19 protein-coding genes are annotated in these 20,779 nt (G+C 66.9%); 15 read left to right on the top strand and 4 right to left on the bottom strand.

Features of this window, described 5'->3' with window-relative positions:
* The first annotated feature begins 1 nt into the window (after position 1).
* From ACT531_RS17295 to ACT531_RS17260, 8 genes are all read left to right on the top strand, one after another.
* Positions 2-331, top strand: a complete 330-nt coding sequence (locus ACT531_RS17295; protein ID WP_476018216.1) for a DHCW motif cupin fold protein — start codon at positions 2-4, stop codon at positions 329-331.
* A gap of 96 nt (positions 332-427) precedes the next feature.
* The gene (locus tag ACT531_RS17290; RefSeq protein ID WP_207780578.1) at positions 428-1,633 is read left to right on the top strand and encodes an aminotransferase-like domain-containing protein; all 1,206 of its coding nucleotides are present in this window, start codon (positions 428-430) and stop codon (positions 1,631-1,633) included.
* A gap of 6 nt (positions 1,634-1,639) precedes the next feature.
* Positions 1,640-2,269, top strand: coding sequence for a glutathione S-transferase (locus tag ACT531_RS17285; protein ID WP_309828673.1), 630 nt, complete (start codon positions 1,640-1,642; stop codon positions 2,267-2,269).
* A gap of 8 nt (positions 2,270-2,277) precedes the next feature.
* Positions 2,278-3,141, top strand: coding sequence for a PhzF family phenazine biosynthesis protein (locus ACT531_RS17280; RefSeq protein ID WP_056065622.1), 864 nt, complete (start codon positions 2,278-2,280; stop codon positions 3,139-3,141).
* A 164-nt stretch (positions 3,142-3,305) separates the two neighbouring features.
* Positions 3,306-4,181: a PhzF family phenazine biosynthesis protein gene (locus tag ACT531_RS17275; RefSeq protein ID WP_476018215.1), complete on the top strand. Its 876-nt coding sequence runs from the start codon at positions 3,306-3,308 to the stop codon at positions 4,179-4,181.
* Positions 4,178-4,906 carry a VOC family protein gene (locus tag ACT531_RS17270; RefSeq protein ID WP_476018214.1) on the top strand — a complete coding sequence of 243 codons (729 nt, stop codon included), beginning with the start codon at positions 4,178-4,180 and terminating at the stop codon, positions 4,904-4,906. The genes ACT531_RS17275 and ACT531_RS17270 overlap by 4 nt, the downstream gene beginning before the upstream one ends.
* The gene (locus tag ACT531_RS17265) at positions 4,903-5,886 is read left to right on the top strand and encodes a threonine dehydratase (protein WP_476018213.1); all 984 of its coding nucleotides are present in this window, start codon (positions 4,903-4,905) and stop codon (positions 5,884-5,886) included. The genes ACT531_RS17270 and ACT531_RS17265 overlap by 4 nt, the downstream gene beginning before the upstream one ends.
* A gap of 96 nt (positions 5,887-5,982) precedes the next feature.
* On the top strand, positions 5,983-6,654 hold the full coding sequence (locus tag ACT531_RS17260; protein ID WP_476018212.1) for a histidine phosphatase family protein: 672 nt from the start codon (positions 5,983-5,985) through the stop codon (positions 6,652-6,654).
* An 88-nt stretch (positions 6,655-6,742) separates the two neighbouring features.
* Here ACT531_RS17260 and ACT531_RS17255 read toward each other — a convergent pair whose 3' ends face one another.
* Positions 6,743-7,594, bottom strand: a complete 852-nt coding sequence (locus ACT531_RS17255) for a creatininase family protein (RefSeq protein WP_476018211.1) — start codon at positions 7,592-7,594, stop codon at positions 6,743-6,745.
* A gap of 64 nt (positions 7,595-7,658) precedes the next feature.
* On the opposite strand from ACT531_RS17255, the gene ACT531_RS17250 reads away from it, so the two are divergent.
* The 4 genes from ACT531_RS17250 (at position 7,659) to ACT531_RS17235 (ending at position 15,584) form a co-directional block, all read left to right on the top strand.
* A complete protein-coding gene (locus tag ACT531_RS17250) occupies positions 7,659-8,411 on the top strand; it encodes an alanyl-tRNA editing protein (protein ID WP_476018210.1) in 753 nt (250 codons plus the stop codon).
* A 178-nt stretch (positions 8,412-8,589) separates the two neighbouring features.
* Entirely contained in the window at positions 8,590-12,426 is a 3,837-nt protein-coding gene (locus ACT531_RS17245) for a DUF748 domain-containing protein (protein ID WP_476018209.1), read from the top strand.
* Between the two features lie 244 nt (positions 12,427-12,670).
* Positions 12,671-14,923, top strand: coding sequence for a protein-disulfide reductase DsbD family protein (locus ACT531_RS17240; protein WP_476018208.1), 2,253 nt, complete (start codon positions 12,671-12,673; stop codon positions 14,921-14,923).
* 46 nt (positions 14,924-14,969) lie between these two features.
* Positions 14,970-15,584 (top strand): thioredoxin family protein, encoded by a 615-nt coding sequence (locus ACT531_RS17235; protein WP_476018207.1) that lies wholly within the window; start codon positions 14,970-14,972, stop codon positions 15,582-15,584.
* Between the two features lie 18 nt (positions 15,585-15,602).
* Here the strand turns inward: ACT531_RS17235 and ACT531_RS17230 are convergent, their stop codons facing one another.
* Complete coding sequence (locus tag ACT531_RS17230; protein ID WP_476018206.1) at positions 15,603-16,283, bottom strand: DUF4276 family protein; 681 nt, start codon at positions 16,281-16,283, stop codon at positions 15,603-15,605.
* Positions 16,280-17,377: an AAA family ATPase gene (locus ACT531_RS17225; RefSeq protein WP_476018205.1), complete on the bottom strand. Its 1,098-nt coding sequence runs from the start codon at positions 17,375-17,377 to the stop codon at positions 16,280-16,282. The genes ACT531_RS17230 and ACT531_RS17225 overlap by 4 nt, the downstream gene beginning before the upstream one ends.
* Before the next feature lie 126 nt (positions 17,378-17,503).
* Here ACT531_RS17225 and ACT531_RS17220 point away from each other — a divergent pair, with 126 nt between their 5' ends.
* The 3 genes from ACT531_RS17220 to ACT531_RS17210 all read left to right on the top strand — a co-directional run bounded on the left by ACT531_RS17220 (position 17,504) and on the right by ACT531_RS17210 (position 19,910).
* Positions 17,504-18,052: a CoA-binding protein gene (locus ACT531_RS17220; RefSeq protein WP_476018204.1), complete on the top strand. Its 549-nt coding sequence runs from the start codon at positions 17,504-17,506 to the stop codon at positions 18,050-18,052.
* Between the two features lie 71 nt (positions 18,053-18,123).
* Positions 18,124-19,440, top strand: coding sequence for an O-acetylhomoserine aminocarboxypropyltransferase/cysteine synthase family protein (locus tag ACT531_RS17215; RefSeq protein ID WP_476018203.1), 1,317 nt, complete (start codon positions 18,124-18,126; stop codon positions 19,438-19,440).
* Between the two features lie 14 nt (positions 19,441-19,454).
* Complete coding sequence (locus tag ACT531_RS17210) at positions 19,455-19,910, top strand: hypothetical protein (protein WP_476018202.1); 456 nt, start codon at positions 19,455-19,457, stop codon at positions 19,908-19,910.
* An 8-nt stretch (positions 19,911-19,918) separates the two neighbouring features.
* Here the strand turns inward: ACT531_RS17210 and ACT531_RS17205 are convergent, their stop codons facing one another.
* Positions 19,919-20,725, bottom strand: a complete 807-nt coding sequence (locus ACT531_RS17205) for an IclR family transcriptional regulator (protein WP_476018201.1) — start codon at positions 20,723-20,725, stop codon at positions 19,919-19,921.
* Positions 20,726-20,779 lie beyond the last annotated feature (54 nt).

The raw sequence follows: 20,779 nt of genomic DNA, 5'->3' as shown, positions 1-20,779 counted from the left end.
CATGCATTTGCAGAACATCCCCTTTGCCACCACCGACTGGGCCAGCATTCCGCGCGAAGAAAAAAGCGCCGAAGCGGGCCAGGCCTTCTGGCGCACCCAGACATTTGGCGGGGTGCGCGTGCGCATGGTCGAGTACACCCCTGGCTATGTGTCCGACCACTGGTGCACCAAGGGCCATGTGCTGTTGTGCCTGAGCGGCGAGCTGCACACCGAGCTGGCCGACGGCCGCCAATACACCCTGACGCCGGGCATGAGTTACCAGGTGGCGGACAATGCAGAACCTCACCGGTCCACCTCCCCACAGGGCGCCACCCTGTTCATCGTGGACTAAGAAGATATGAACGCACCCGCCAGGGCTGCTGCTCCCATTTTTTGACAACAACTTTGCAACCGTAGCGGCCCAGGCGGCCACCCGCAGGAGACGAGAGTGAAACTGAACGACCTTCCCACCACCAGCACGTGGACCCTGGCACGCCGTGCCGAGCGCATGAACCCCTCGGTCATCCGCGAAATCCTGAAGGTCACCGAAAAGCCCGGCATCATCAGCCTGGCAGGCGGCCTGCCCTCGCCCAAGACCTTCCCGGTGTCCGCGTTTGCCGCCGCCTCTGCCGCGGTGCTGGCCAATGACGGCCCCGGCGCCCTGCAATATGCCGCCAGCGAAGGCTACGGCCCGCTGCGCCAGGCGATTGCCGACTTCCTGCCCTGGGACGTGAGCCCCGACCAGATCCTGATCACCACCGGCTCGCAGCAGGCGCTGGACCTGATCGCCAAAATCCTCATCGACGAAAACAGCCGCGTGCTGGTGGAAACCCCCACCTACCTGGGCGCGCTGCAAGCCTTCACGCCCATGGAGCCCAACGTGGTGTCCGTGGCCAGCGACGACCAGGGCGTGCTGATGGACGACCTGCGCGCCAAGGTGGGCACGGGTGCGGACAAGGCGCGTTTCCTGTACGTGCTGCCCAACTTCCAGAACCCCACGGGCCGCACCATGAGCGACGCACGACGCGCCGAGCTGGTGGCCGCCGCCGCCGAGCTGAACCTGCCCCTGGTGGAAGACAACCCCTACGGCGACCTGTGGTTCGACGCCCCACCGCCCGCCCCGCTCACGGCCCGCAACCCCGAGGGCTGCATCTACATGGGCTCGTTCTCCAAGGTGCTGGCCCCCGGCCTGCGCCTGGGCTACATCGTGGCGCCCAAGGCCGTATACCCCAAGCTGCTGCAAGCCAAGCAGGCGGCCGACCTGCACACCCCCGGCTACAACCAGCGCCTGGTGGCCGAGGTGATGAAGGACGGCTTCCTGGACCGCCACGTGCCCACCATCCGCGCGCTGTACAAGCAGCAGTGCGAGGCCATGCTGGCCGCGCTCGACAAGGAAATGCAGGGCCTGGGCGTGCACTGGAACCGCCCCGACGGCGGCATGTTCCTGTGGGTGCGCCTGCCCGAAGGCATGAGCGCCATCGAGCTGCTGCCCAAGGCCGTGGAGCGCAATGTGGCCTTTGTGCCCGGGGCAGCCTTCTATGCCGACAACGCCGACCACCGCACCCTGCGCCTGTCGTTCGTCACCTCCACCGTGGAGCAGATCGCCACCGGCATCGCCGCCCTGGCTGCGGCGATCCGCGAGAGCAAGGGCTGATTCACCATGCTGAGGCTCTGGGGGCGCCTGTCGTCCATCAACGTGCGCAAGGTCGTGTGGGCCGTGCAAGAGCTGGGCCTGCCCTCGGTGCAGCGCACCGACGCGGGCGGCCAGTTCGGCATCGTGCGCGAGGCACGCTACCTGGGCCTCAACCCCAACGGTCTGGTGCCGCTGATTGAGGACGAGGACACGGGCGTCACGCTGTGGGAGTCCAACGCCATCGTGCGCTATCTGTGCGCCCGGCATTCGCTGGGCAACCTGTACCCCGAAGACCTGCCCACGCGCTTTGTGGCCGAACAGTGGATGGACTGGCAACAGACCACGCTGAACCCCGCAGGGCGTGATGCGTTCCTCCAGTGGATTCGCACCCCCGCAGCGCAGCGCAATGAGGCGCTCATCGCTGCATCGGTCGCACTGACCGAGCCGCTGATGGCGATGCTCGATGCCCACCTGGCGCGCCAGCCCTTCATGGCGGGTGAGCGGTTCACCATGGCCGACATCCCGGTGGGCTGTGAGATCCACCGCTGGTGGGGCCTGCCGCAAGATCGCGCCGCACACCCCCACTTGGAGCGGTGGTACAACACGGTCAGCACCCGCCCCGGCGCCCGGGGCGTGTTGGATCAGCCTCTCGCGTGAGCCTCTCCATGCACCAGCGCCCCTTCAAGCAGATCGACGTGTTCAGCGACCGCCCCGGCTACGGCAACCCCGTGGCCGTGGTGCTGGATGCCGACGGCCTGAGCGACAGCGACATGCGCCGCTTTGCGGCCTGGACCAACCTGTCGGAAACCACCTTTCTGATGCCGCCCACCGACGCCGGGCGCGCGGCCGGGGCCGACTACCGCCTGCGCATCTTCAGCCCCAATGGCGAGCTGCCTTTTGCGGGCCACCCCACACTGGGCACCTGCCACGCCTGGCTGCAGGCGGGCCACCGCCCGCAACAAGACGGCATGGTGATCCAGGAATGTGCGCTGGGCCTGGTGCGCATTGCCCTGAGCGGCGACACCCTGGCGTTTGCCGCGCCCCCGCTCAAGCGCAGCGCCCCCAGCCCCGCGCTGGTGCCACTGATCGCGAGCGCCCTGGGCCTGCGCCCGCAGCAGATTCTGGGCGCGCAGATGCTGGATAACGGCCCCGTGTGGCTGGGCCTGCTGCTCGACAGCGCCGACACAGTGCTGGGCCTGCACCCCGACCACGCCCGCCTGAAGGACCTGGGCCAGGACGTGGGCGTGATCCATGTGGGCCCTGCCGCCAGCAACACCGCCCAGCCCGGCGTGGTGGTGCGCGCGTTTGCCGCGCCCATGGGTAACCCTGAAGACCCGGTCACGGGCACCCTTAACGCCAGCCTGGCCGAATGGCTGATTGCCGACGGCCTCGCCCCCCGCAGCTACCTGGTGGCCCAGGGCGAATGCCTGGGCCGCGCGGGCCGCGTGCACATCCGCCAGGACGATGACCACCAGCTATGGGTGGGCGGTCGCGCCGTCACCTGCATTGAAGGCACGGTGCTGCTATGACCCCGTACCGCACCGCCCTACGCCCCAGCGGCTGATTGCCCCCTCGGCCGCACCAGGGCGCCGAGCCCCAACCAACTGTTTGCACACCGGGCCCCACCCCGGTGAGCCCCCGGCGTGCCCGGCCTACCCCGCTTCACTGTTTTTTGCTCTCAAGGACCTGCCCCATGCACCAACGCCCCTTCCAGCAAGTCGACGTATTCACCGCCACGCCCTACCGTGGCAACCCCCTGGCCGTGGTGCTGGACGGCTCCAGCCTCAGCACCGAAGCCATGCAGGACTTCACCAACTGGACCAACCTGTCCGAAGCCACCTTCCTGCTGCCCCCCACCCCGGAAGGCCGTGCCGCCGGAGCCGACTACCGCGTACGCATCTTCTGCCCAGGACGCGAGCTGCCTTTTGCAGGCCACCCCACACTGGGCAGCTGCCATGCCTGGCTGAAGGCTGGTGGGCAGCCCCAGGTCGCGGGCCAGGTGGTGCAGGAATGTGGCGTGGGCCTGGTCACGCTGCGCCAGGATGGCGAGCGCCTGGCCTTCGCTGCGCCGCCCCTCATCAAGAGCGGCCCGCTGGCCGAAGAGGACGTGGCGCTGATTGCCCGGGGCCTGGGCGTGGCACGCAGCGACATCCTGCACCACGCCTGGTGCGACAACGGCCCCAACTGGCGCGGGGTGATGCTGCGCAGCAGCGAGCAGGTGCTGGCGCTGAAGCCCGACGCCAGCATCCTGGGCCAGCTGGACGTGGGCGTCGTGGGCCCGCGTGGAAAAGTCGGCGTCATCGGCAGCACCGACGCCGAAGGCATCGCCTTTGAAGTGCGCGCCTTCTTCCCCGGCAACAACGGCCTGGCCGAAGACCCCGTGACTGGCAGCCTCAACGCCGCGCTGGCCCAGTGGCTCATCGGCGCCGGGCTGGCCCCCACGCAGTATGTGGCCGCCCAGGGCACCTGCCTGGGCCGCGCAGGGCGGGTGTACGTGCAGCAGGACGGCGACACCATCTGGGTCGGCGGCAGCTCGGTCACCTGCATGTCCGGTGAGGTGCTGCTGTGACCGCCACCTCCACCCAGCAACCCCCCTGCGTGGACCACCTTGTCGTGCTGGCGGCCGACCTGGCCAGTGGTGTGGCCTGGTGCGAACGCACGCTGGGCATCACCCCCACGGCGGGCGGCGAACACCCGCTGATGGGCACCCACAACCGCATCTTCAACGTCTCCAGCCCGGCGCATCCACGCGCCTACCTGGAGATCATTGCTATCAACCCAGGAGCACCCAAGGCAATATCCACTAGCGCAAGACGCTGGTTTGACATGGATGACGCCAATCTGCAGGCCCAGGTGGCGCAACACGGCCCCCAGCTCATCCACTGGGTGGCGAGCGTGCCCGACGTGGCGGCCACGTGCACCGCGTTGTCGGCGCTGGACATGGATCGCGGCGCCGTCATCACCGCCAGCCGCCCCACGCCCCATGGCCTGCTGCAGTGGCAGATCACCGTGCGGGACGACGGCCTGCGCCTGATGGACGGATGCCTGCCCACCCTCATCCAGTGGGGCGCCGTGCACCCCTGCGACAGCCTGCCCGCGAGCGGCGTGCAGCTGGAACAACTCGCACTGCAGCACCCGCAGGTCTCCACGCTGCAGGCGGCATGTGACGCCATCGGTGTCGGCCCCCAGGTCGCCGTCGCCGCAGGCAACGCGCCTGGCCTCACGGCACACCTCTCCACGCCGCTGGGCCCCGTCACCCTGTGGTCCTCTACCGAAAAGAAAGCCGCCGCATGAACACCCGCCTCGACCCCACCGCCCTGCTGCCCACCCTGGCCGACATCGAAGCCGCTGCCGAGGTGGTGTACCGCGACTTCGCCGCCACGCCCCAGTACCGCTGGGGCCTGCTCAGCCAGCGCCTGGGCACCGACTGCTGGCTCAAGCACGAGAACCACACGCCCGTGGGAGCGTTCAAGATCCGCGGTGGCCTCACTTACTTCGACCAGCTCGCCCAGCGCGGCGCGCTGCCCCAAGAGGTCATCAGCGCCACGCGCGGCAACCACGGCCAAAGCATGGGCTGGGCCGCGCGCCGCCACGGCGTGGCCTGCACCATCGTCGTGCCGCGTGGCAACTCGGTGGAGAAGAACGCTGCCATGCGCGCCCTGGGCGTCACGCTCATCGAACACGGCGACGACTTTCAGGAAGCGCGCGAACACGCTATCCAGCTCGCGGCCCAGCGCGGCGCCCACATGGTTCCCAGCTTCCACCCCGACCTGCTGCGCGGTGTCAGCACCTACTGGTGGGAGTTCTTGCGCGCCGTGCCGCAGCTCGATGTGGTGTACGTGCCCATCGGCCAGGGCTCGGGCGCGTGCTCGGCCATCGCAGCCAAGCTTGCGCTGCAGCACCCCGTGCGCGTGGTCGGCGTGGTCAGCAGCCATGCCACCACCTACGCCGATTCGCTGGCCGCCGGCCGCGTAGTCGAGGCACCCGTCACCACCCAGCTCGCCGACGGCATGGCCTGCCGCGTGGCCGACGCCGAGGCCCTGGCCGTGATGGCGCCCCACATCGACCACATCGTGCAGGTGAGCGACGCCGAAGTGGCCGCTGCCATGCGCGCCTTGTTCACCGACACGCACAACGTGGCCGAAGGCGCAGGTGCGGCGGCACTGGCGGCAGCGCTGCAGGAACGCGACCAGCTACAGGGTTTGCAAGTGGGCCTGGCGTTGACGGGCGGCAACGTGGATGCGCCCATGTTCGGCAACGTTCTGGCGGACTGAAGCCCTCGCGGATTCAACCGAAAAAGCTACACATTTAATAGCATCGGTCGCTTTTGCGACAAACGCCTGCAGCTGGTTCTGATCACAATCCGCCGCATGGGAACCCTCTACCTTGTGCGCCACGGCCAGGCCTCGTTTGGCGCGGAAGACTACGACCAGCTCAGCGCGCTGGGCCGCCAGCAGGCGGTGCGACTGGGCGAACACTGGCGCGCACGCGGCCTGGGGTTTGACGCCGTCATCACCGGCACGCTGCGCCGCCACACACAGACGCTGGAAGGCATTGCCGAGGGCCTGCAGACCACGCCCAATGCGCTGCAGTTGCTAGGCCTCAACGAATACGACAGCCACGCACTCATCGCCGCCATCCACCCCCAACCATTGGGCCCGGCCGACACGCCCGAGCGTTATCGCGCGCACTTCCGCATCCTGTGCGACGCACTGGCGCAGTGGATGGCGGGTGTCATCAGCCCCCAGGGCATGCCCAGCTGGAACGAATTTTCGGCCGGCGTGCGCAGCGCACTCGACCATGTGCGCCACCACCACGCAGGCCAGAACGTGCTGCTGGTGAGCAGCGGCGGCCCCATCTCCACGGCCGTGGGCGAGGTGCTGGGCACGGCGCCCGAGGTCACCATTGCGCTGAACATGCGCATCCGCAACAGCGCGGTGACGGAGTTCTCCATCTCGCCCAAGCGATTGATGCTGCAGACCTTCAACACGCTGCCGCACCTGAATGAGCTGGAGCATGCGCAGTGGGTCACGCACGCCTGAGCACCGAGATTTCGGCTTTTTGAGCCTTTCAGGCTGCTTGCGTTAGTGGATCATGCGCCAGTAGCTATCAATAAGATAGCAAATCGATTCAACCCAGGTCAGGCCCGCTCGCCAGGGTAGATAGCGGCAGCGCCTGCAGCTCCTGCAGCAGCGCCACCAGTTGCTGCGCTGCAGCGTCTACCACCGCTTGCCCCTTGTCGGCCGTGGCTGCGGCCGCGTCACCCACGGCACCCGCCGGGTGGTAGTCCTGCATCTGCCAGCCCAGCTTGGCGCTTTTGCCGTTGCCCAGGATGGCGTAGCGCTCCGACCGGTCTTGTGAAGTGGAGCGGAAGTTCTGCGCCTGTTCCATGCGCACCGTGGCGGGCGCCAGGTGCAGCATCATCGATGTCTCGATCTCGCCTGCGTGGATGCCAAAGCGGTGCTCCTGGGCGCTGAACTGGCCCGCTACCGCGTCTGGCAGCGGCAGGCTGAACCAGCTGGCGCTGTAGACGATGAGATCGCATCGCGTGCGCAGCTCGCGCGCCACGATGTCCATCACGCTCACCTGGCCGCCGTGGCCGTTGAACAGCAGCAGTTTCTGGATGCCCGCGCGCGCCACGCATTCACCGATCTCGGTCCACAGCGCAATCACCGTAGCGGGCGACAAGGTGAGCGTGCCGGGAAAGCGAATGTGCTCCGGGCTCAGGCCCACGTTCTGTGGCGGCAAGAACAGCACGGGCAACTCGGCGGGCAGCTGCGGCAGCGCGGCATCGATCACGCCCTGCAGCAGCGTCGCATCCACCGACAGCGGCAGGTGTGGCCCATGCTGCTCGACAGCCGCCACCGGCAGCACGGCCACCACCTGTTCAGCCTGCCCGCTAGCCTTTAGCGCCGCGAAATCACGGGTGGACAAGTCGGCCCAGAAGCGGGAGGGCAAGGGAGTCAATGCGGCAGAAGTCATGTGTGCATGGTAGCGGCGCTGTTGATGCCTGGGAAACGGCCAGCGCCGCCGCTAACATGCCACCATGACCCAAGACCTCTTCCGCCAAGACGCCTACCTGCGCGAATGCAGCGCCCACATCACCGCCGTCACCGATGCTGGCATCGTGCTGGACCAGACCGTGTTCTACCCTCTGGGCGGCGGCCAGGCCGGTGACAGCGGCGTGCTGGTGCTGGCAGACGGCACGCAGATCACCATTGCCGACACCCGCAAGGGCAAAGATGCCGATGGCAACCCCACCAGCGACATCGTCCACGCCCCTGCCCCCGGGCAAGAAGACCGCGTGGCGCAGCTCACGCCCGGTACGACTGTCACCGCCCGCATCGACTGGGAGCGCCGCCACCGCATGATGCGCCTGCACACCACCAGCCACCTGCTGTGCCATGTGGTGCCGCAGCTGGTCAACGGCTGCTCGATCACGCCCGACTACGCGCGGCTGGACTTTGCGATGACCGACCCGCTGGACAAGGAGCAGCTGACCGCCGCCATCGCCACCCTGGTGGCCGCTGCGCACCCGCTCACCGTGGCCTCGATCAGCGACGAAGAACTGGACGCCAACCCCGCGCTGGTCAAAAGCATGAGCGTGCAGCCCCCGCGCGGCACCGGGCGCATCCGCACCATCCGCATCGGTGGCGAAGACAACGCGCCGCTGATCGACCTGCAGCCCTGTGGCGGCACGCATGTGGCCAACACGTCGGAGATCGGCGCCATCGTGGTGACCAAAATCGAGAAAAAGAGCGCAACGACTCGACGGGTGGTACTGGGCTTTGCTCCGTGAGCGCAGCGACGAGCGCGCCCCTCAAATGTCAACAATCTTGAGCCGCCGCAGCCCCCGGTTGCAATGGCTTACCCCGCCAGACCCACAACGGGGACAATAGCGGCCCGCGCGCGCGGCCTTTTTTGGACTTCTTGCACCCGGCGTCCTGGGGCTGCGGCGCTCACTTTTGCCTGCCGCCATGCCGATCTCCCTGCGCTCCGTCTCGTTTGCCTCCCTGCGCCAGCACCGCTGGTTCCGCCCCGCCGTCCGCGCGCTGGCGGGTTTGATCGTCCTGTGGCTGGTCACCTGGCAGGCCATTCCGCCGCTGGTCAAGGGGCCGCTGGAGCGCATTGCGTCCGAACAACTGGGCCGCACCGTCACCGTGGGGGGCATCGACTTTGAGCCCTGGAGCCTGGAATTCGCGCTGCGCGACGTGGCCGTGGCGGGTGCCAACGGCGCACCCCCACAGCTGACCATTGGCCGCGTCTATGCCGATGGCGAGTTGCAGTCGCTGCTGCGCCTGGCGCCCGTGGTGGACGCCTTCACCATCGAAAACCCGGTGCTGCGCATCACCCACCTGGGCGACGGCCGCTATGACGTGGACGACATCATCGCCAAGGTCACCGCGCCCACCACCGAACCCGAGCCCGACAAAGGCCCCGCACGGGTGGCGCTGTACAACCTGGCACTGACGGGTGGCAGCATCGACTTCTCGGACACCGCCGTGGATAAAACCCACGAGGTGCGCGACCTGGCCCTCAAGGTGCCTTTCATCAGCACCTTGCCGTCGCAACGCGAGGTGAAGGTCGAGCCCCACCTTGCGTTCACGCTCAATGGCAGCCGGTTTGACTCGTCCGCCCAGGGCACGCCGTTTGCGCAGACCGGCCAGGCTGACGCGCAGATTCGGCTGGACGGGCTGGACCTCGCGCCCTACTTGGGCTATTTGCCAGCCAACCTGCCCGTCAAGGTGCAGGGCGCCACGCTGGATGCGGATGTGAAGGTGGCCTTTGAGCAGCACCCGCGCATGGCCGTGAAGCTGACCGGCACCGTGCAAGCCAGCGGCGTACGCATCGCAGACCGCCAGGGCGCCGACCTTCTGAGCTATGAGCGCCTGAAAGTCGACATGGCCGATGTGCGCCCGCTGGACCAGGTGGTGCGACTGCAGCATGTGGAGCTGACCGCGCCCGTGGTCACCGCCACGCGCGATGCAGCAGGCCAGATCAACCTGGCGCAACTGGCACCGCCTGCACCGCCGCCATCGGCGGTCAAGGGCAAGACCCCCGCACCTGCGGCACCTGCATCTGCTGAACCGGCGTCTTCGCCACTGGCCAGCGCCAGCTCAGCATCGGCCTCTGCCTCGCCCGCTTCCTCCAGCAAAGCCAAGGCCAAGGCCGCACCCGCCTGGGTAGTAGAAGTCGCCACCGCCGCAGTGCGCGGCGGCACCCTGCGCTGGGCCGACCAGACCACGCGCCCCGCAGCGGCCCTGCAGGCCACAGAGGTCACACTGGATGCGGCCGACGTCGCCGTCCCCTTCGCCAAACCCTTTACCTTCAAAGGCGGGCTCAACCTGCAGGGCAGCACACTCAGCTTCACCGGTGAAGCCACGGACCAGAAGGCCCAGGTCAACGCCACCCTGAACGCCCTGGCCCTGCAACTGGCGGCACCCTACCTGGCCCAGACGCTCGAGCCCACGGTGACCGGCCAGCTCAGCGGCGATGTGGGTGTGGCGTGGCAAGCGCCCACGCCACAGGCCGCGCAGGCGGGCGCCACCGGCGTCACCCTCAAGGCAGGCCCCCTGGCGCTGGAGCAACTGGCCGTCAAGCAGGGCAAGACTACCTTGGCCAGCCTGGGCAAGCTCGACATAGCGGGCGCCGAGGTGCCCCTGGATGCGCGCACTGCCACGCTGGAGCGCCTGGCCATCAGCCAGCCGCAACTGGCGGTGGAACGGGGCGCGGACGGGCGCTGGATGTTCGAGCGCTGGCTGAAGGCAGCGCCAGGCAGCACCACGGCCCCGGCGGCAACGGCTGACGCAGCACCCGCCAGCACCAGCACACCCTGGAAGCTGCGCGTGGCCGATTTCTCGCTGCAGGGCGGCACCGTCTCGCTGGCCGACGACGCCCAGCCGCGCCCCGTGGCGCTGGACGTGACGGCCCTGGGCATCACCGCCCGCAACCTGGCCAGCGACGGCAGCAAGCCCGAAGCCTTCACGCTCACCGCCCGCGCCGCCGCACCGGGCAAGGGCAGCAAGGCCGCGCCGGGCAAGCTCGACTACCAGGGCACGCTGGCCCTGCAGCCGCTGACCACCCAGGGCAAGCTCGACGCCACCCGCCTGCCGCTGCACGCACTCGACGGCTACCTGGCCAGCCAGCTGTCGGTAGAACTGCTGCGCGCCGATGTGGGCTACCGGGGCCAAGTGGCCCTGGCGCAGACCGACAAAGGAGTCAGCCTGCGTCTGAGCGGTGATGCCGTGGTGGAAGACCTGCAGGCCAACAGCACCGCCGCCTTCACCCCCAAGACCGAGGCCCAGGTGGGTGAGGAACTGCTGGCCTGGAAGAGCTTGAACCTGCGCGGCCTGGCCGTGGCCACCGCCCCCGGCACCGCGCCGCGCGTGGAGGTCAAAGAAACCAGCCTGGTGGACTTTTTTGCCCGGGTCACCATCAACGAGGCCGGCCGCATCAACCTGAGCGACATTGCCAAGACCCCGGCCGAGGCACGAGCGGCCAATGCGGCCAGCGCTGCGGCCAGCACGGCCGCCCCCACGGCATCAGCCCCCGCCTCAGCCGCATCGGCAACTCCCACCGCCCCTGCCCCTGCCCCTGCCCCTGCCCCTGCGGCTGTGGCCCAGGCCGACCCGCTGGCCCCTGTGGTGGTCTTTGGCCCCGTGAGCCTGGTCAACGGCAAGGTGCTGTTTTCGGACTTTTTCATCAAGCCCAACTACTCGGCCGACCTGTCGGAGCTGACTGGCAAGCTCAGCGCGTTCTCGTCCGAAGCCTCGGGCGGCGAGCCCGTGCTGGCCGACCTGGAGCTGCGCGGCCGCGCCGAGGGCTCGGCGTCGCTCGAAGTGACCGGCAAACTCAACCCGCTGGCCAAACCGCTGGCCCTCGACATCGTGGGCAAGGTGCGCGACCTGGAGCTGCCCCCGCTCACGCCCTATTCCGTCAAATACGCGGGCCATGGCATCGAGCGCGGCAAACTCAGCGTGGACGTGAACTACAAGGTGCTGCCGAACGGCCAGCTCACCGCCAGCAACCGGCTGGTGCTCAACCAGCTGACCTTTGGCGAGCCCGTGGAGGGCGCGCCCAACAGCCTGCCCGTGAAGCTGGCCGTGGCCCTGCTGGCTGACCGCCAGGGCGTGATCGACCTGGACCTGCCCATCAGCGGCTCGCTCAACGACCCGCAGTTCCGCATTGGCCCGGTGATCTTCAAGATCATCGTCAACCTCATCGGCAAGGCGCTGACCTCGCCCTTCAGCCTGCTGGCCAGCGCCTTCGGCGGTGGCGACGAGATGAGCCACGTGCCCTTTGCCCCTGGCAGCGCCACCCTCACACCCGAGGCGCAGCAGAACCTGGACAAGGTGGCCAAGGCCCTGGCCGACCGCCCCGCGCTCAAGATCACTGTGACCGGCACGGCCAGCCTGCAGGACGAGCGCGAAGGCCTGCGGCGCGAGAGCCTGCAACAACGGGTGCTGGCCGAAAAACGCCGCGCCAATCCGGGCGATACCGCCCCCGTATCGGCCGCCGAATACCCCGCCCTGCTCAAGGAGGTGTACCGCCGCGCCGACATCCCCAAGCCGCGCAACCTGGTCGGCCTGACCAAGGAGCTCACGGTGCCCGAGATGGAAGCCCTGCTGCTGGCCAACCAGCCCGCCACCGAGGCCATGGCCGCCGAACTGGCCACGCAGCGCGGCCAGGCGATCCGCGCGTACCTGGTGGCGCAAAAGCTGCCGGTAGAACGGCTGTTCGTGGCCGCGCCCAAATCGGGCAAGCAGCCCGAAAAGTGGACCCCGCGTGCGGATTTGAGCCTGGCGACACAGTGAGCAACACCCCCTGAGTCGCCTACGGCGCCTTCCCCCCTCTCTCGCTACGCGGGAGGGGGACGCCCCCAGCGCAAAAGGCTGGATACGCCGCTTTCGCGGCGGGGCGGCCCTTGCGCGGGGGCCCCTGGTACTGGCCGCGCCCGTTTTCACGGACATGGACGGCTCCAAGCACAATGGTGGATCGAGAATCGAAACGGCGACTGCGCCGGAACCAATCCCGCCCCGCCCGCTCCCACACTGCACCATGCCTTCACGCCTGTTCCACCGCCTTGCAGCCACTCTCTTTTTTATAGCTGCCAGCGCTTTATGGACTAGCGCTAGCGCCCAATTGGGCACCAAAACCAGCGGACAGGGCACCAGCGTGGTCACCACGCCCTATGTGCGTGCCGAGCTGCTGGCCCATGCGCCCCAGGGCGTGGCGCCCGGCCAGCCGCTGTGGCTGGGCCTGCAAATCACCCACCAGCCCGAGTGGCACACCTACTGGAAGAACCCTGGCGACTCCGGCCTGCCCACCGACCTGGCCTGGACGCTGCCCGCCGGTCTGGACGCGGGCGAGATTGCCTGGCCCCTGCCCAAGAAGATCCCCATCGGCACGTTGGCCAACTATGGCTACGAAGGCACGGTGCTGCTGCCCGTGCCCGTCACCGTGGCCAGCACCTATGCCCCCGGCCCGCTGGCCAAGGACGCGACCATCAAGCTGCGCGCCTCGTGGCTGGTGTGCCGCAAGGAGTGCATTCCCGAAGAAGGTGAATTCACGCTGCAGCTGCCCATCCAGAGCACCACGGCACTGAGCAGTGCTGCCTTTGAGGCGGCCGCCAAGGCCCATCCCCGCGCCGTGGTGGCAGGCACCAGCGGCATCGTGCCCGACAGCCAGGCGCAGATCGCGGACGGCAACCTGCTGAACGTCAGCGTGCAGGGCCTGCCCGTGGCGCTGCGTGGCAAGACACTGGACCTGTTCCCCGAAACCGCCGAGGTCATCGACAACGCGGCGAGCTGGAAGCAGAGCTGGAACGGCAGCGTCTGGACCGCGCAAATTCCCCTGTCGGCCCAGCGCAGCGCCAGCCCCAGCCTGATGCCCGTGGTGCTGGCCGAGCAGGCGGCCCCGGGCCATGGCACCGGCCCCGACACCCGCACCGGCTACCGCGCCGAACTGAAGGTGCTGGGCACCTGGCCGCAGGGCGCATCGGTGGCCAGCGTGTCGCCCGCGCTGGAGGCCGCGCTCAAAGCCAATGCGGCGCAGGCTGGCGGCTCGGCAACGCCTGCCGCAGCCTCCGGCGCATCGTCCCTCACCCTCACGGCCGCGCTGCTCGGCGCCTTGCTCGGGGGCCTCATCCTCAACCTCATGCCCTGCGTGTTCCCGGTGCTGGCGATCAAGGTGGTGGGCTTCACACAGCATGCGCAAGACCGGCGCGCGCACCGCATCAGCGGCATCGCCTACACAGCGGGCGTGGTGCTGTCGTTCATCGCCCTGGGCGCGCTCATGCTGGGCCTGCGCGCGGCGGGTGAGGCGGTGGGTTGGGGCTTTCAGCTGCAGTCGCCCGCCGTGGTGGCATCGCTGGCGGCGCTGTTCACGCTGATCGCGCTGAACCTGGCGGGCGTGTTCGAGTTCGGGCATTTCCTGCCGTCCTCGGTGGCCAGCCTGCAGGCACGCCACCCGGTGGCCGACAGTTTTCTCACTGGCGTGCTGGCCGTGGCCGTGGCCTCACCGTGCACGGCGCCGTTCATGGGCGCATCCCTGGGCCTCACCGCCACGCTGCCTGCGCCCCAGGCGCTGGCCGTGTTTGCGGCGCTGGGGCTGGGGCTGGCGCTGCCGTACCTGGCGGCCAGCTTTGTGCCCGCCGTGGCGCGCGCCCTGCCGCGCCCCGGCGCGTGGATGGACACCTTCCGCAAGCTCATGGCCTTCCCCATGCTGGCCACCGTGGTCTGGCTGGTGTGGGTGCTGGGCCAGCAAAGCGGCATCGACGGCGCGGGGGCGCTGCTGATCCTGCTGGTGGGCCTGTCGCTGGTGGTGTGGGCCCTGTCGCTGGCCGGGCGGGCGCGGGTGTGGATGGCCACGGTGTCCATCGCGGCCATGGCCTTGCTGGTCTGGGCCTTTGCGCCGCACGTCACCAACATGCCTGCCGCGCAGGCGGCCACGTCGTCCCCGCAAGTCTCCGCCACCGGCTGGCAGCCCTGGGCACCCGGCGCGGCCGAGCAGATCGTGGCCGGTGGCCGCCCCGTGTTTGTGGACTTCACCGCCGCCTGGTGCGTGACCTGCCAATACAACAAGAAGACCACGTTGGCGGATGCCAACGTGGTCGCCGACCTGCAAACCAAGAACGTGGCTCTGCTGCGCGCCGACTGGACGCGCCGCGACCCTGCCATCACCGCCGCCCTGGCGTCGCTGGGCCGCAGCGGCGTGCCGGTGTACGTGTTCTACCGCCCCGGCAAGCCGCCGGTGGTGCTGACCGAGGTGCTCAGCGTGGACGAGGTGCGCGCCACCATCGCCCAGCTGTAGCCCTCCCTGCTTTCGACCACCCGCCAACCCTTCAGGAGACCCCGCCATGAAGCTGCTTCGCCGTACGTTGATTGCCACCGCCGCCCTGGTTGCCCTGGGCGCACAGGCCGCCGCCACCGTGGGCCAGCCCGCGCCCGACTTCATGCTCAAGGACACCAACGGAAAAACCGTGCGCCTGTCGGACTTCAAGGGCAAGCATGTGGTGCTGGAGTGGACCAACCCCGGCTGCCCCTTCGTGCGCAAACACTACGACAGCGGCAACATGCCCGCCACACAGAAAGACGCCACCAGCCAAGGCGTGGTGTGGCTGTCCATCAACTCCACCGAAAGAGCCAGCAGCGACTACCTGGAGCCCGCCAAGCTGATGGCCTGGAAGCAGGAGCGCAAGGCCGCCCCCACCGCCGTGCTGATGGACGAGGAAGGCACCGTGGGCAGGAGCTACGGCGCACGCACCACGCCGCACCTGTACATCGTCAACCCGCAGGGCCAGCTGATCTACGCGGGCGGCATCGACAGCATTCCCTCGGCCCGCCCGGCCGACATCGAGAAGGCCACCAACTACGTGAAGGTGGGGCTGGGCGAAGCGCTGGCGGGCAAGCCGATCTCGGCGGCGACGACTGCGCCGTACGGGTGCAGCATCAAGTACAAGTCGCCTGCCTAAGAACGTCACGATGACTTGTCACGAATGCGCCAAGCTTCTGATTTGCGCAAGCCATGCGGAAAAGAAGGCGCATTCAGCTTCGATCGTGGTTAACCCGATCTTTTGGGCCGCGATAGGACCGTGCCTTCGCTTGTGATAACTGGGGTTTCTCAGTTCACGCTCTAGATGTGCTGCCGGTTTGGTTTCTGGTCGCTCGTTGATGTGCTCGGGCGATTCAGCTGCTGCGCGTGCTTTCGCCAGCGCATCGCTTGCTGCCCGCCAACCCGGCTCCACGCGTACCAAGGTTGCCACATCGCTGAAGAGCAAGGCTTCAAACTCGTACGGCTGAACATAAGGAATGAAACGCCCAGGCTGGCAACCAGCTTCAGCTACCACATCTGCGTGCAACGCTCGATTTATCGCATCCAACCTCTGAGTCAAATTGGGCATTGCTCGTGAAACATCAAAACCGGGGAATCCATTATCTAGGCGGTACAGATCAAAAAGCGTGGTAACCACCGGCGCACTGTTCTGCCTAAGCGTGTTGCGCAAATGACGCTTGACCCTGTCGTACTTCAGAGCGCCGCCCTTGTGACCTGGAGACGTCCCAACCATCTCAGGAATCAGATTCAGCCCCAAATCGTAGAAGGCTGGAGCCAACACATCCCGCACGAACGTCTCCTCGGTCTGACCTTCGCAGACGATACAAACACGCCTCATCGAGTCGGCCTCCCGCCCAGTACATTCCGTTTCCAAAGATCCCCAAGGTTGTAGTCCTCCAGCCAGTCTTTCAACTCCTCCTGATCAAGCCGCTTGAGCATCGTGGCGCCGCTTTCGCGTTCCACAACAACCACATCTTGCGGCTCAAAAGCGTTGAGTAATTCCACCGACTGGGTTGAAACAATCACCTGCTTGGTTTCGGCCACCTGCTTGAGCATGTCCGCGAGCAAGTTAATGGCATAGGGGTGCAAACCCAGCTCCGGCTCATCAATCAGTACCGTGTCAGGCAACAGATGAGTAGGCTGCATCAGCAGCGTGGTGAGACAAATGAAGCGCAAGGTGCCATCCGAAAGCACATGCGCTTTGTAGGGCGTATCCGGATCTGTCTGCTCAAACCACTCCAGCTCAATGCTCTCGGGCAATGGATCGCGGATAACAAAGCCACCAAAGAATGGAGCAGCAAGCTTGATAGTGTCCACAACTCGCTGATAGGCGTCAGGATAAATTTTTTTGAGTTTGGCCAGATAGGCCGCTAGGTTATCCGCTGCGGGCTTCAACCTCAGATTGTCATTGCTGCCATGCGGACGCTTCACAGCCGCCGAGTCCCCGGTGTCGTGAAAGTGATATTGCCGCCAACTTTGCAAAGCTGGCCGTACATATTTACTCACTGCTTGTTGGTCATCGAGCAGTTTGGCCTCATCGTGCGCTTTGCCTAGTGAAATGGCCTTAGCCGTGTAATGGCCATCAATCCACGTCTCTTCGCGGCCAAAAATGAGGCGGTTATCCGCTGTGGGTGTAAGGCTGATGCGATAGCCGTTGCTGATGCCCTGGTACTGCGGCTCAAAGTAGATTTCCGCGTCGATCTGCTGGGTGCGCTTGCGACTGCCATGCAGCAAAGCATCCGGCCCGCCCTGCTTCTGGACAAAAGTCTGTAAATTGCCATCGGCCAACGCCGCCAGCAGCTTAAAGATGCCGATGAAATTGCTTTTGCCCGCTCCATTGGCACCAATCAGCACGTTCAGGTTGCGCAGTTCAAAGGCTTCCACCTTGGCGATGGATTTGTAGCCCCGCAGGGTCACTGTTTTGAGTTTCATTCGACACTGCCTCCATCAGGCCAGAGTATCTGCTCCAGATAGTTGAGAAATTGCAGTTCTATGTTGTTCATGAATTCATTCGCGAGCTTACGCCCACCATTCTGGCCCATGCTTACACTGGTCCCCATGCTCCACACCCCCGACACCATCAGCACCCTGCGCCACCTGCTCACCGCCTGCCGCACCATCGCGGTGGTGGGGCTCTCGCCGCAGTGGCACCGTCCCAGCTACTTTGCGGCCAAGTACATGCAGGCGCATGGCTATCGCATCGTGCCGGTCAACCCGCTGGTAGCGCGTGAGGGCGGGCAGATCCTGGGCGAGACGGCCTACGCCAGCGTGACCGAGGCGGCTGCCGCGCTGGCAGCGCAGGGCCAGAAGATCGACATGGTGGACTGCTTTCGCAAGAGTGAGGACATCCCGCCGCTGGCCGATGAGGCCGTCGCCATCGGCGCAAAGTGCCTGTGGCTGCAGCTGGGCGTGTTCAACGAGGCCGCAGGCCTCCGCGCTGAAGCGGCCGGGCTGCAAGTCATCCAGAACCGCTGCGTGAAGATCGAACACGCACGGCTGTTTGGGGGCCTGGGCTGGATGGGCGTGAACACGCGCGTGATCAGCGCCAAGCGCCTGCGGCAGCTTCCTTACTTGCAAATTGATAGCTGCCAGCGCATATCGCACTAGCGCTTGCGGCCTATTTCATTCAAATTCCTTCACACAACCCCCTGCGCAGCACTGCGGGCTGCGCCACCGCCATGACAGAGCCCACATCCAACGGCGCCGACCGCCACTTTGGCTTTGGCACCCGCGCCATCCACGCCGGCGCCCAGCCCGACCCGGTGACCGGCGCGCGCGCCACGCCCATCCATCAGACGACCAGCTTCGTTTTCGACAACGCCGAGCACGCGAGCAGCCTGTTCAACCTGCAGACCTTTGGCAACGTCTACAGCCGCATCAGCAACCCCACGGTGGCTGTTTTTGAAGAGCGCATCGCCAGCCTGGAGAACGGCCGCGCCGCGCTGGCCTGCGCCAGCGGCATGGCGGCGCAGATGGCGGCGCTGCTGGCCATTTTGAAAACCGGTGATCACATCGTGGCGGCCAGCACGCTCTACGGCGGCACCGTGGGGCAGCTGGGCGTGGGCTTCAGCCGTCTGGGCATCGAGACCACGTTTGTGGACCCGGCCGACCCCGAGAACTTTGTGCGCGCCATGCGCCCCAACACCCGCGCCGTGTACGGCGAGACCATCGGCAACCCGCTGGTCAACGTGCTCGACATCGCGGCCGTGGCCGAGGTGGCGCATGCGCACGGCGTGCCGCTCGTCATCGACAACACGGTGGCCAGCCCCTACCTGTGCAACCCCTTGCAGCTCGGCGCCGACATCGTGGTGCACAGCGCCACCAAGTACATCGGCGGCCACGGCACCACCATGGGCGGTGTGGTGGTGGAAGGCGGCAAGTTCCCGTGGGACAACGGCAAGTTCCCCGAGATGGTGGAGCCCAGCCGCGCCTACCACGGCGTGAAGTTCTACGAGACCTTTGGCGACTTCGGCTACACCATGAAGGCACGCATGGAGGTCAACCGTACCATCGGCGGCGTGCTCTCGCCCATGAACGCGTGGCTGCTGTTGCAGGGCGCCGAAACCCTGCAACTGCGCATGCGCGAGCACTGCCGCAATGCGCTGGCCGTGGCGAAGTTTCTGCAAAGTCACCCGCAGGTGGCGTGGGTCAACTATCCGGGTCTGGCGGACTCGCCGTACTACGACCTGGCGCAAAAGCAGTTCCGCGCGGTGGACGGCACACCGGGCGCCTCGGGCATCCTCACGTTTGGCGTGAAGGGAGGCGCAGCAGCGGGTGAGAAGTTCATCGACGCCTGCGAGTTTTTAAGCCACCTCGCCAACATCGGCGACGCGAAGACGCTGGTAATTCACCCTGCATCGACCACGCACCGGCAGCTCAATGAAGAAGAGCTGGCCCGCGCGGGGGTGAGCGCGGACATGGTGCGGCTGTCGGTAGGCATTGAAGACCTGGATGACATCCTGTGGGACGTCGACCAGGCGCTGGGGCGCACCTGAAAGGCAACCCAGCGATGAACCTGATCCTGGAAGATTGCCCGCAGGTTCCTTACTACACCAATATGCGATGGGTGCTGGATGCATTGGGGCTCAACGCCAACGAATTCGACTGGTTTGTGAGCGATATCGAGCATACGGCTGGTGATGCCTTTCGCACGGAGGACCATTGGATATCTGGTGCAGATCTAGAGCGAGCCCTTCGCTACAACGACATTCAATTTATCTGGGCCGTTTTCAGCGCAGTCTCCAAGGGCAGCTCTCGACCGCCCATCCACGCTTCCCCGTATGCAGATGGCAATGCATCTTTTTGGACCAATCCGCCTGTACGTCCCCAACTCAGTGGCGCGAGCTTTGAGATCGTGTGCTGGGATAGCAGCGCAACCATCTTGATAGAACTTCCAGAACCGGCTGCGCGACGGTTTTGCCAAAGGTTCCCAGGCGCTAAGGCGCTAGACAACGCGCGCAGCTAGTCAATCCATCAGCGGGCTACCGGCGCCCCCAGCCGCTGCGACAAGCTCCGCGCCGCCTCCCGCAGGTGCTGCGCTGCCGGGCTCGCGGGCCTAGTCTGCAACGTGGCGCTGGGGCCAATCACAGCGATGCACAGCACCAGCTGCCCAAACCCATCGAACACCGGCGTGGCCAGCGCGCTGATGCCGGGCAGGAGCTGGTCCGTTACCTCGCTGATCTGGTGCTGGCGCACAGCCTCCAGTTCGGCCGCAAAGGCGGGCTCATCCAGCGCACCCGCAAACCCTTCGGCCGCCAGCGCGGCGGCAGCGCGCTCGCGCGGGCCGAAGGCTGCAAACACCTTGCCCGTGGCCGTGTGCCGCACCGAGGCCGTGGTGCCGTGGCGCATGGCCACGTACACGGCGGTGGGGCCTTCTTCCACCCGGATGATGGTGGGGCCGTTGTCGCCCCAGACCGAGGCCGACACGGTGTAGCCGATGCGCTGGGCCAGCGCGGGCAGCTCGGCAATGGCCAGGCGCACCGGGTCCACCTGCTGCAGGCTGATCAGGCCCAGCTGCATGGCCAAGGGGCCCAGGCCGTAGTGGCCGCTCACGGCGTCCTGCTCGATCAGGCCCAGCTTGCCAAAGCTCACCAGGTAGGGATGCGCCTTGGCGGCCGTCATGTCCGCCGCGCGGGCCAGGTCCTTGAGCGCCATGCGCCGGCCGGTGCGCGCCAGCACCTTCAGCAGCTGGCCGCCCACCTCCACGCTCTGAATGCCGCGCGGGCTGCGGGGCGTGTCTTCGTCGTCGGCGGGGGGCAGGTCGGGGGTCGTGGTGGGCATGGGGCGATTGTCCACGCAGCGCAGCATCCATTCGCACCTCGGGTTTACACCTAA

It is taken from the genome of Acidovorax sp. DMC1 (assembly GCF_056314325.1).
Note: the sequence above shows the minus strand (reverse complement) of the source record. Positions and strands in the feature narration are given on the sequence as shown.

Coding starts and splice junctions, on each gene's coding strand:
- ACT531_RS17240 (WP_476018208.1), top strand. CDS start 12,671: ATGCCTTCACGCCTGTTCCACCGCCTTGCAGCCACTCTCTTTTTTATA.
- ACT531_RS17280 (WP_056065622.1), top strand. CDS start 2,278: ATGCACCAGCGCCCCTTCAAGCAGATCGACGTGTTCAGCGACCGCCCC.
- ACT531_RS17250 (WP_476018210.1), top strand. CDS start 7,659: ATGACCCAAGACCTCTTCCGCCAAGACGCCTACCTGCGCGAATGCAGC.
- ACT531_RS17210 (WP_476018202.1), top strand. CDS start 19,455: ATGAACCTGATCCTGGAAGATTGCCCGCAGGTTCCTTACTACACCAAT.
- ACT531_RS17245 (WP_476018209.1), top strand. CDS start 8,590: ATGCCGATCTCCCTGCGCTCCGTCTCGTTTGCCTCCCTGCGCCAGCAC.
- ACT531_RS17205 (WP_476018201.1), bottom strand. CDS start 20,725: ATGCCCACCACGACCCCCGACCTGCCCCCCGCCGACGACGAAGACACG.
- ACT531_RS17255 (WP_476018211.1), bottom strand. CDS start 7,594: ATGACTTCTGCCGCATTGACTCCCTTGCCCTCCCGCTTCTGGGCCGAC.
- ACT531_RS17295 (WP_476018216.1), top strand. CDS start 2: ATGCATTTGCAGAACATCCCCTTTGCCACCACCGACTGGGCCAGCATT.
- ACT531_RS17235 (WP_476018207.1), top strand. CDS start 14,970: ATGAAGCTGCTTCGCCGTACGTTGATTGCCACCGCCGCCCTGGTTGCC.
- ACT531_RS17230 (WP_476018206.1), bottom strand. CDS start 16,283: ATGAGGCGTGTTTGTATCGTCTGCGAAGGTCAGACCGAGGAGACGTTC.
- ACT531_RS17215 (WP_476018203.1), top strand. CDS start 18,124: ATGACAGAGCCCACATCCAACGGCGCCGACCGCCACTTTGGCTTTGGC.
- ACT531_RS17260 (WP_476018212.1), top strand. CDS start 5,983: ATGGGAACCCTCTACCTTGTGCGCCACGGCCAGGCCTCGTTTGGCGCG.
- ACT531_RS17275 (WP_476018215.1), top strand. CDS start 3,306: ATGCACCAACGCCCCTTCCAGCAAGTCGACGTATTCACCGCCACGCCC.
- ACT531_RS17220 (WP_476018204.1), top strand. CDS start 17,504: ATGCTCCACACCCCCGACACCATCAGCACCCTGCGCCACCTGCTCACC.
- ACT531_RS17225 (WP_476018205.1), bottom strand. CDS start 17,377: ATGAAACTCAAAACAGTGACCCTGCGGGGCTACAAATCCATCGCCAAG.
- ACT531_RS17285 (WP_309828673.1), top strand. CDS start 1,640: ATGCTGAGGCTCTGGGGGCGCCTGTCGTCCATCAACGTGCGCAAGGTC.
- ACT531_RS17265 (WP_476018213.1), top strand. CDS start 4,903: ATGAACACCCGCCTCGACCCCACCGCCCTGCTGCCCACCCTGGCCGAC.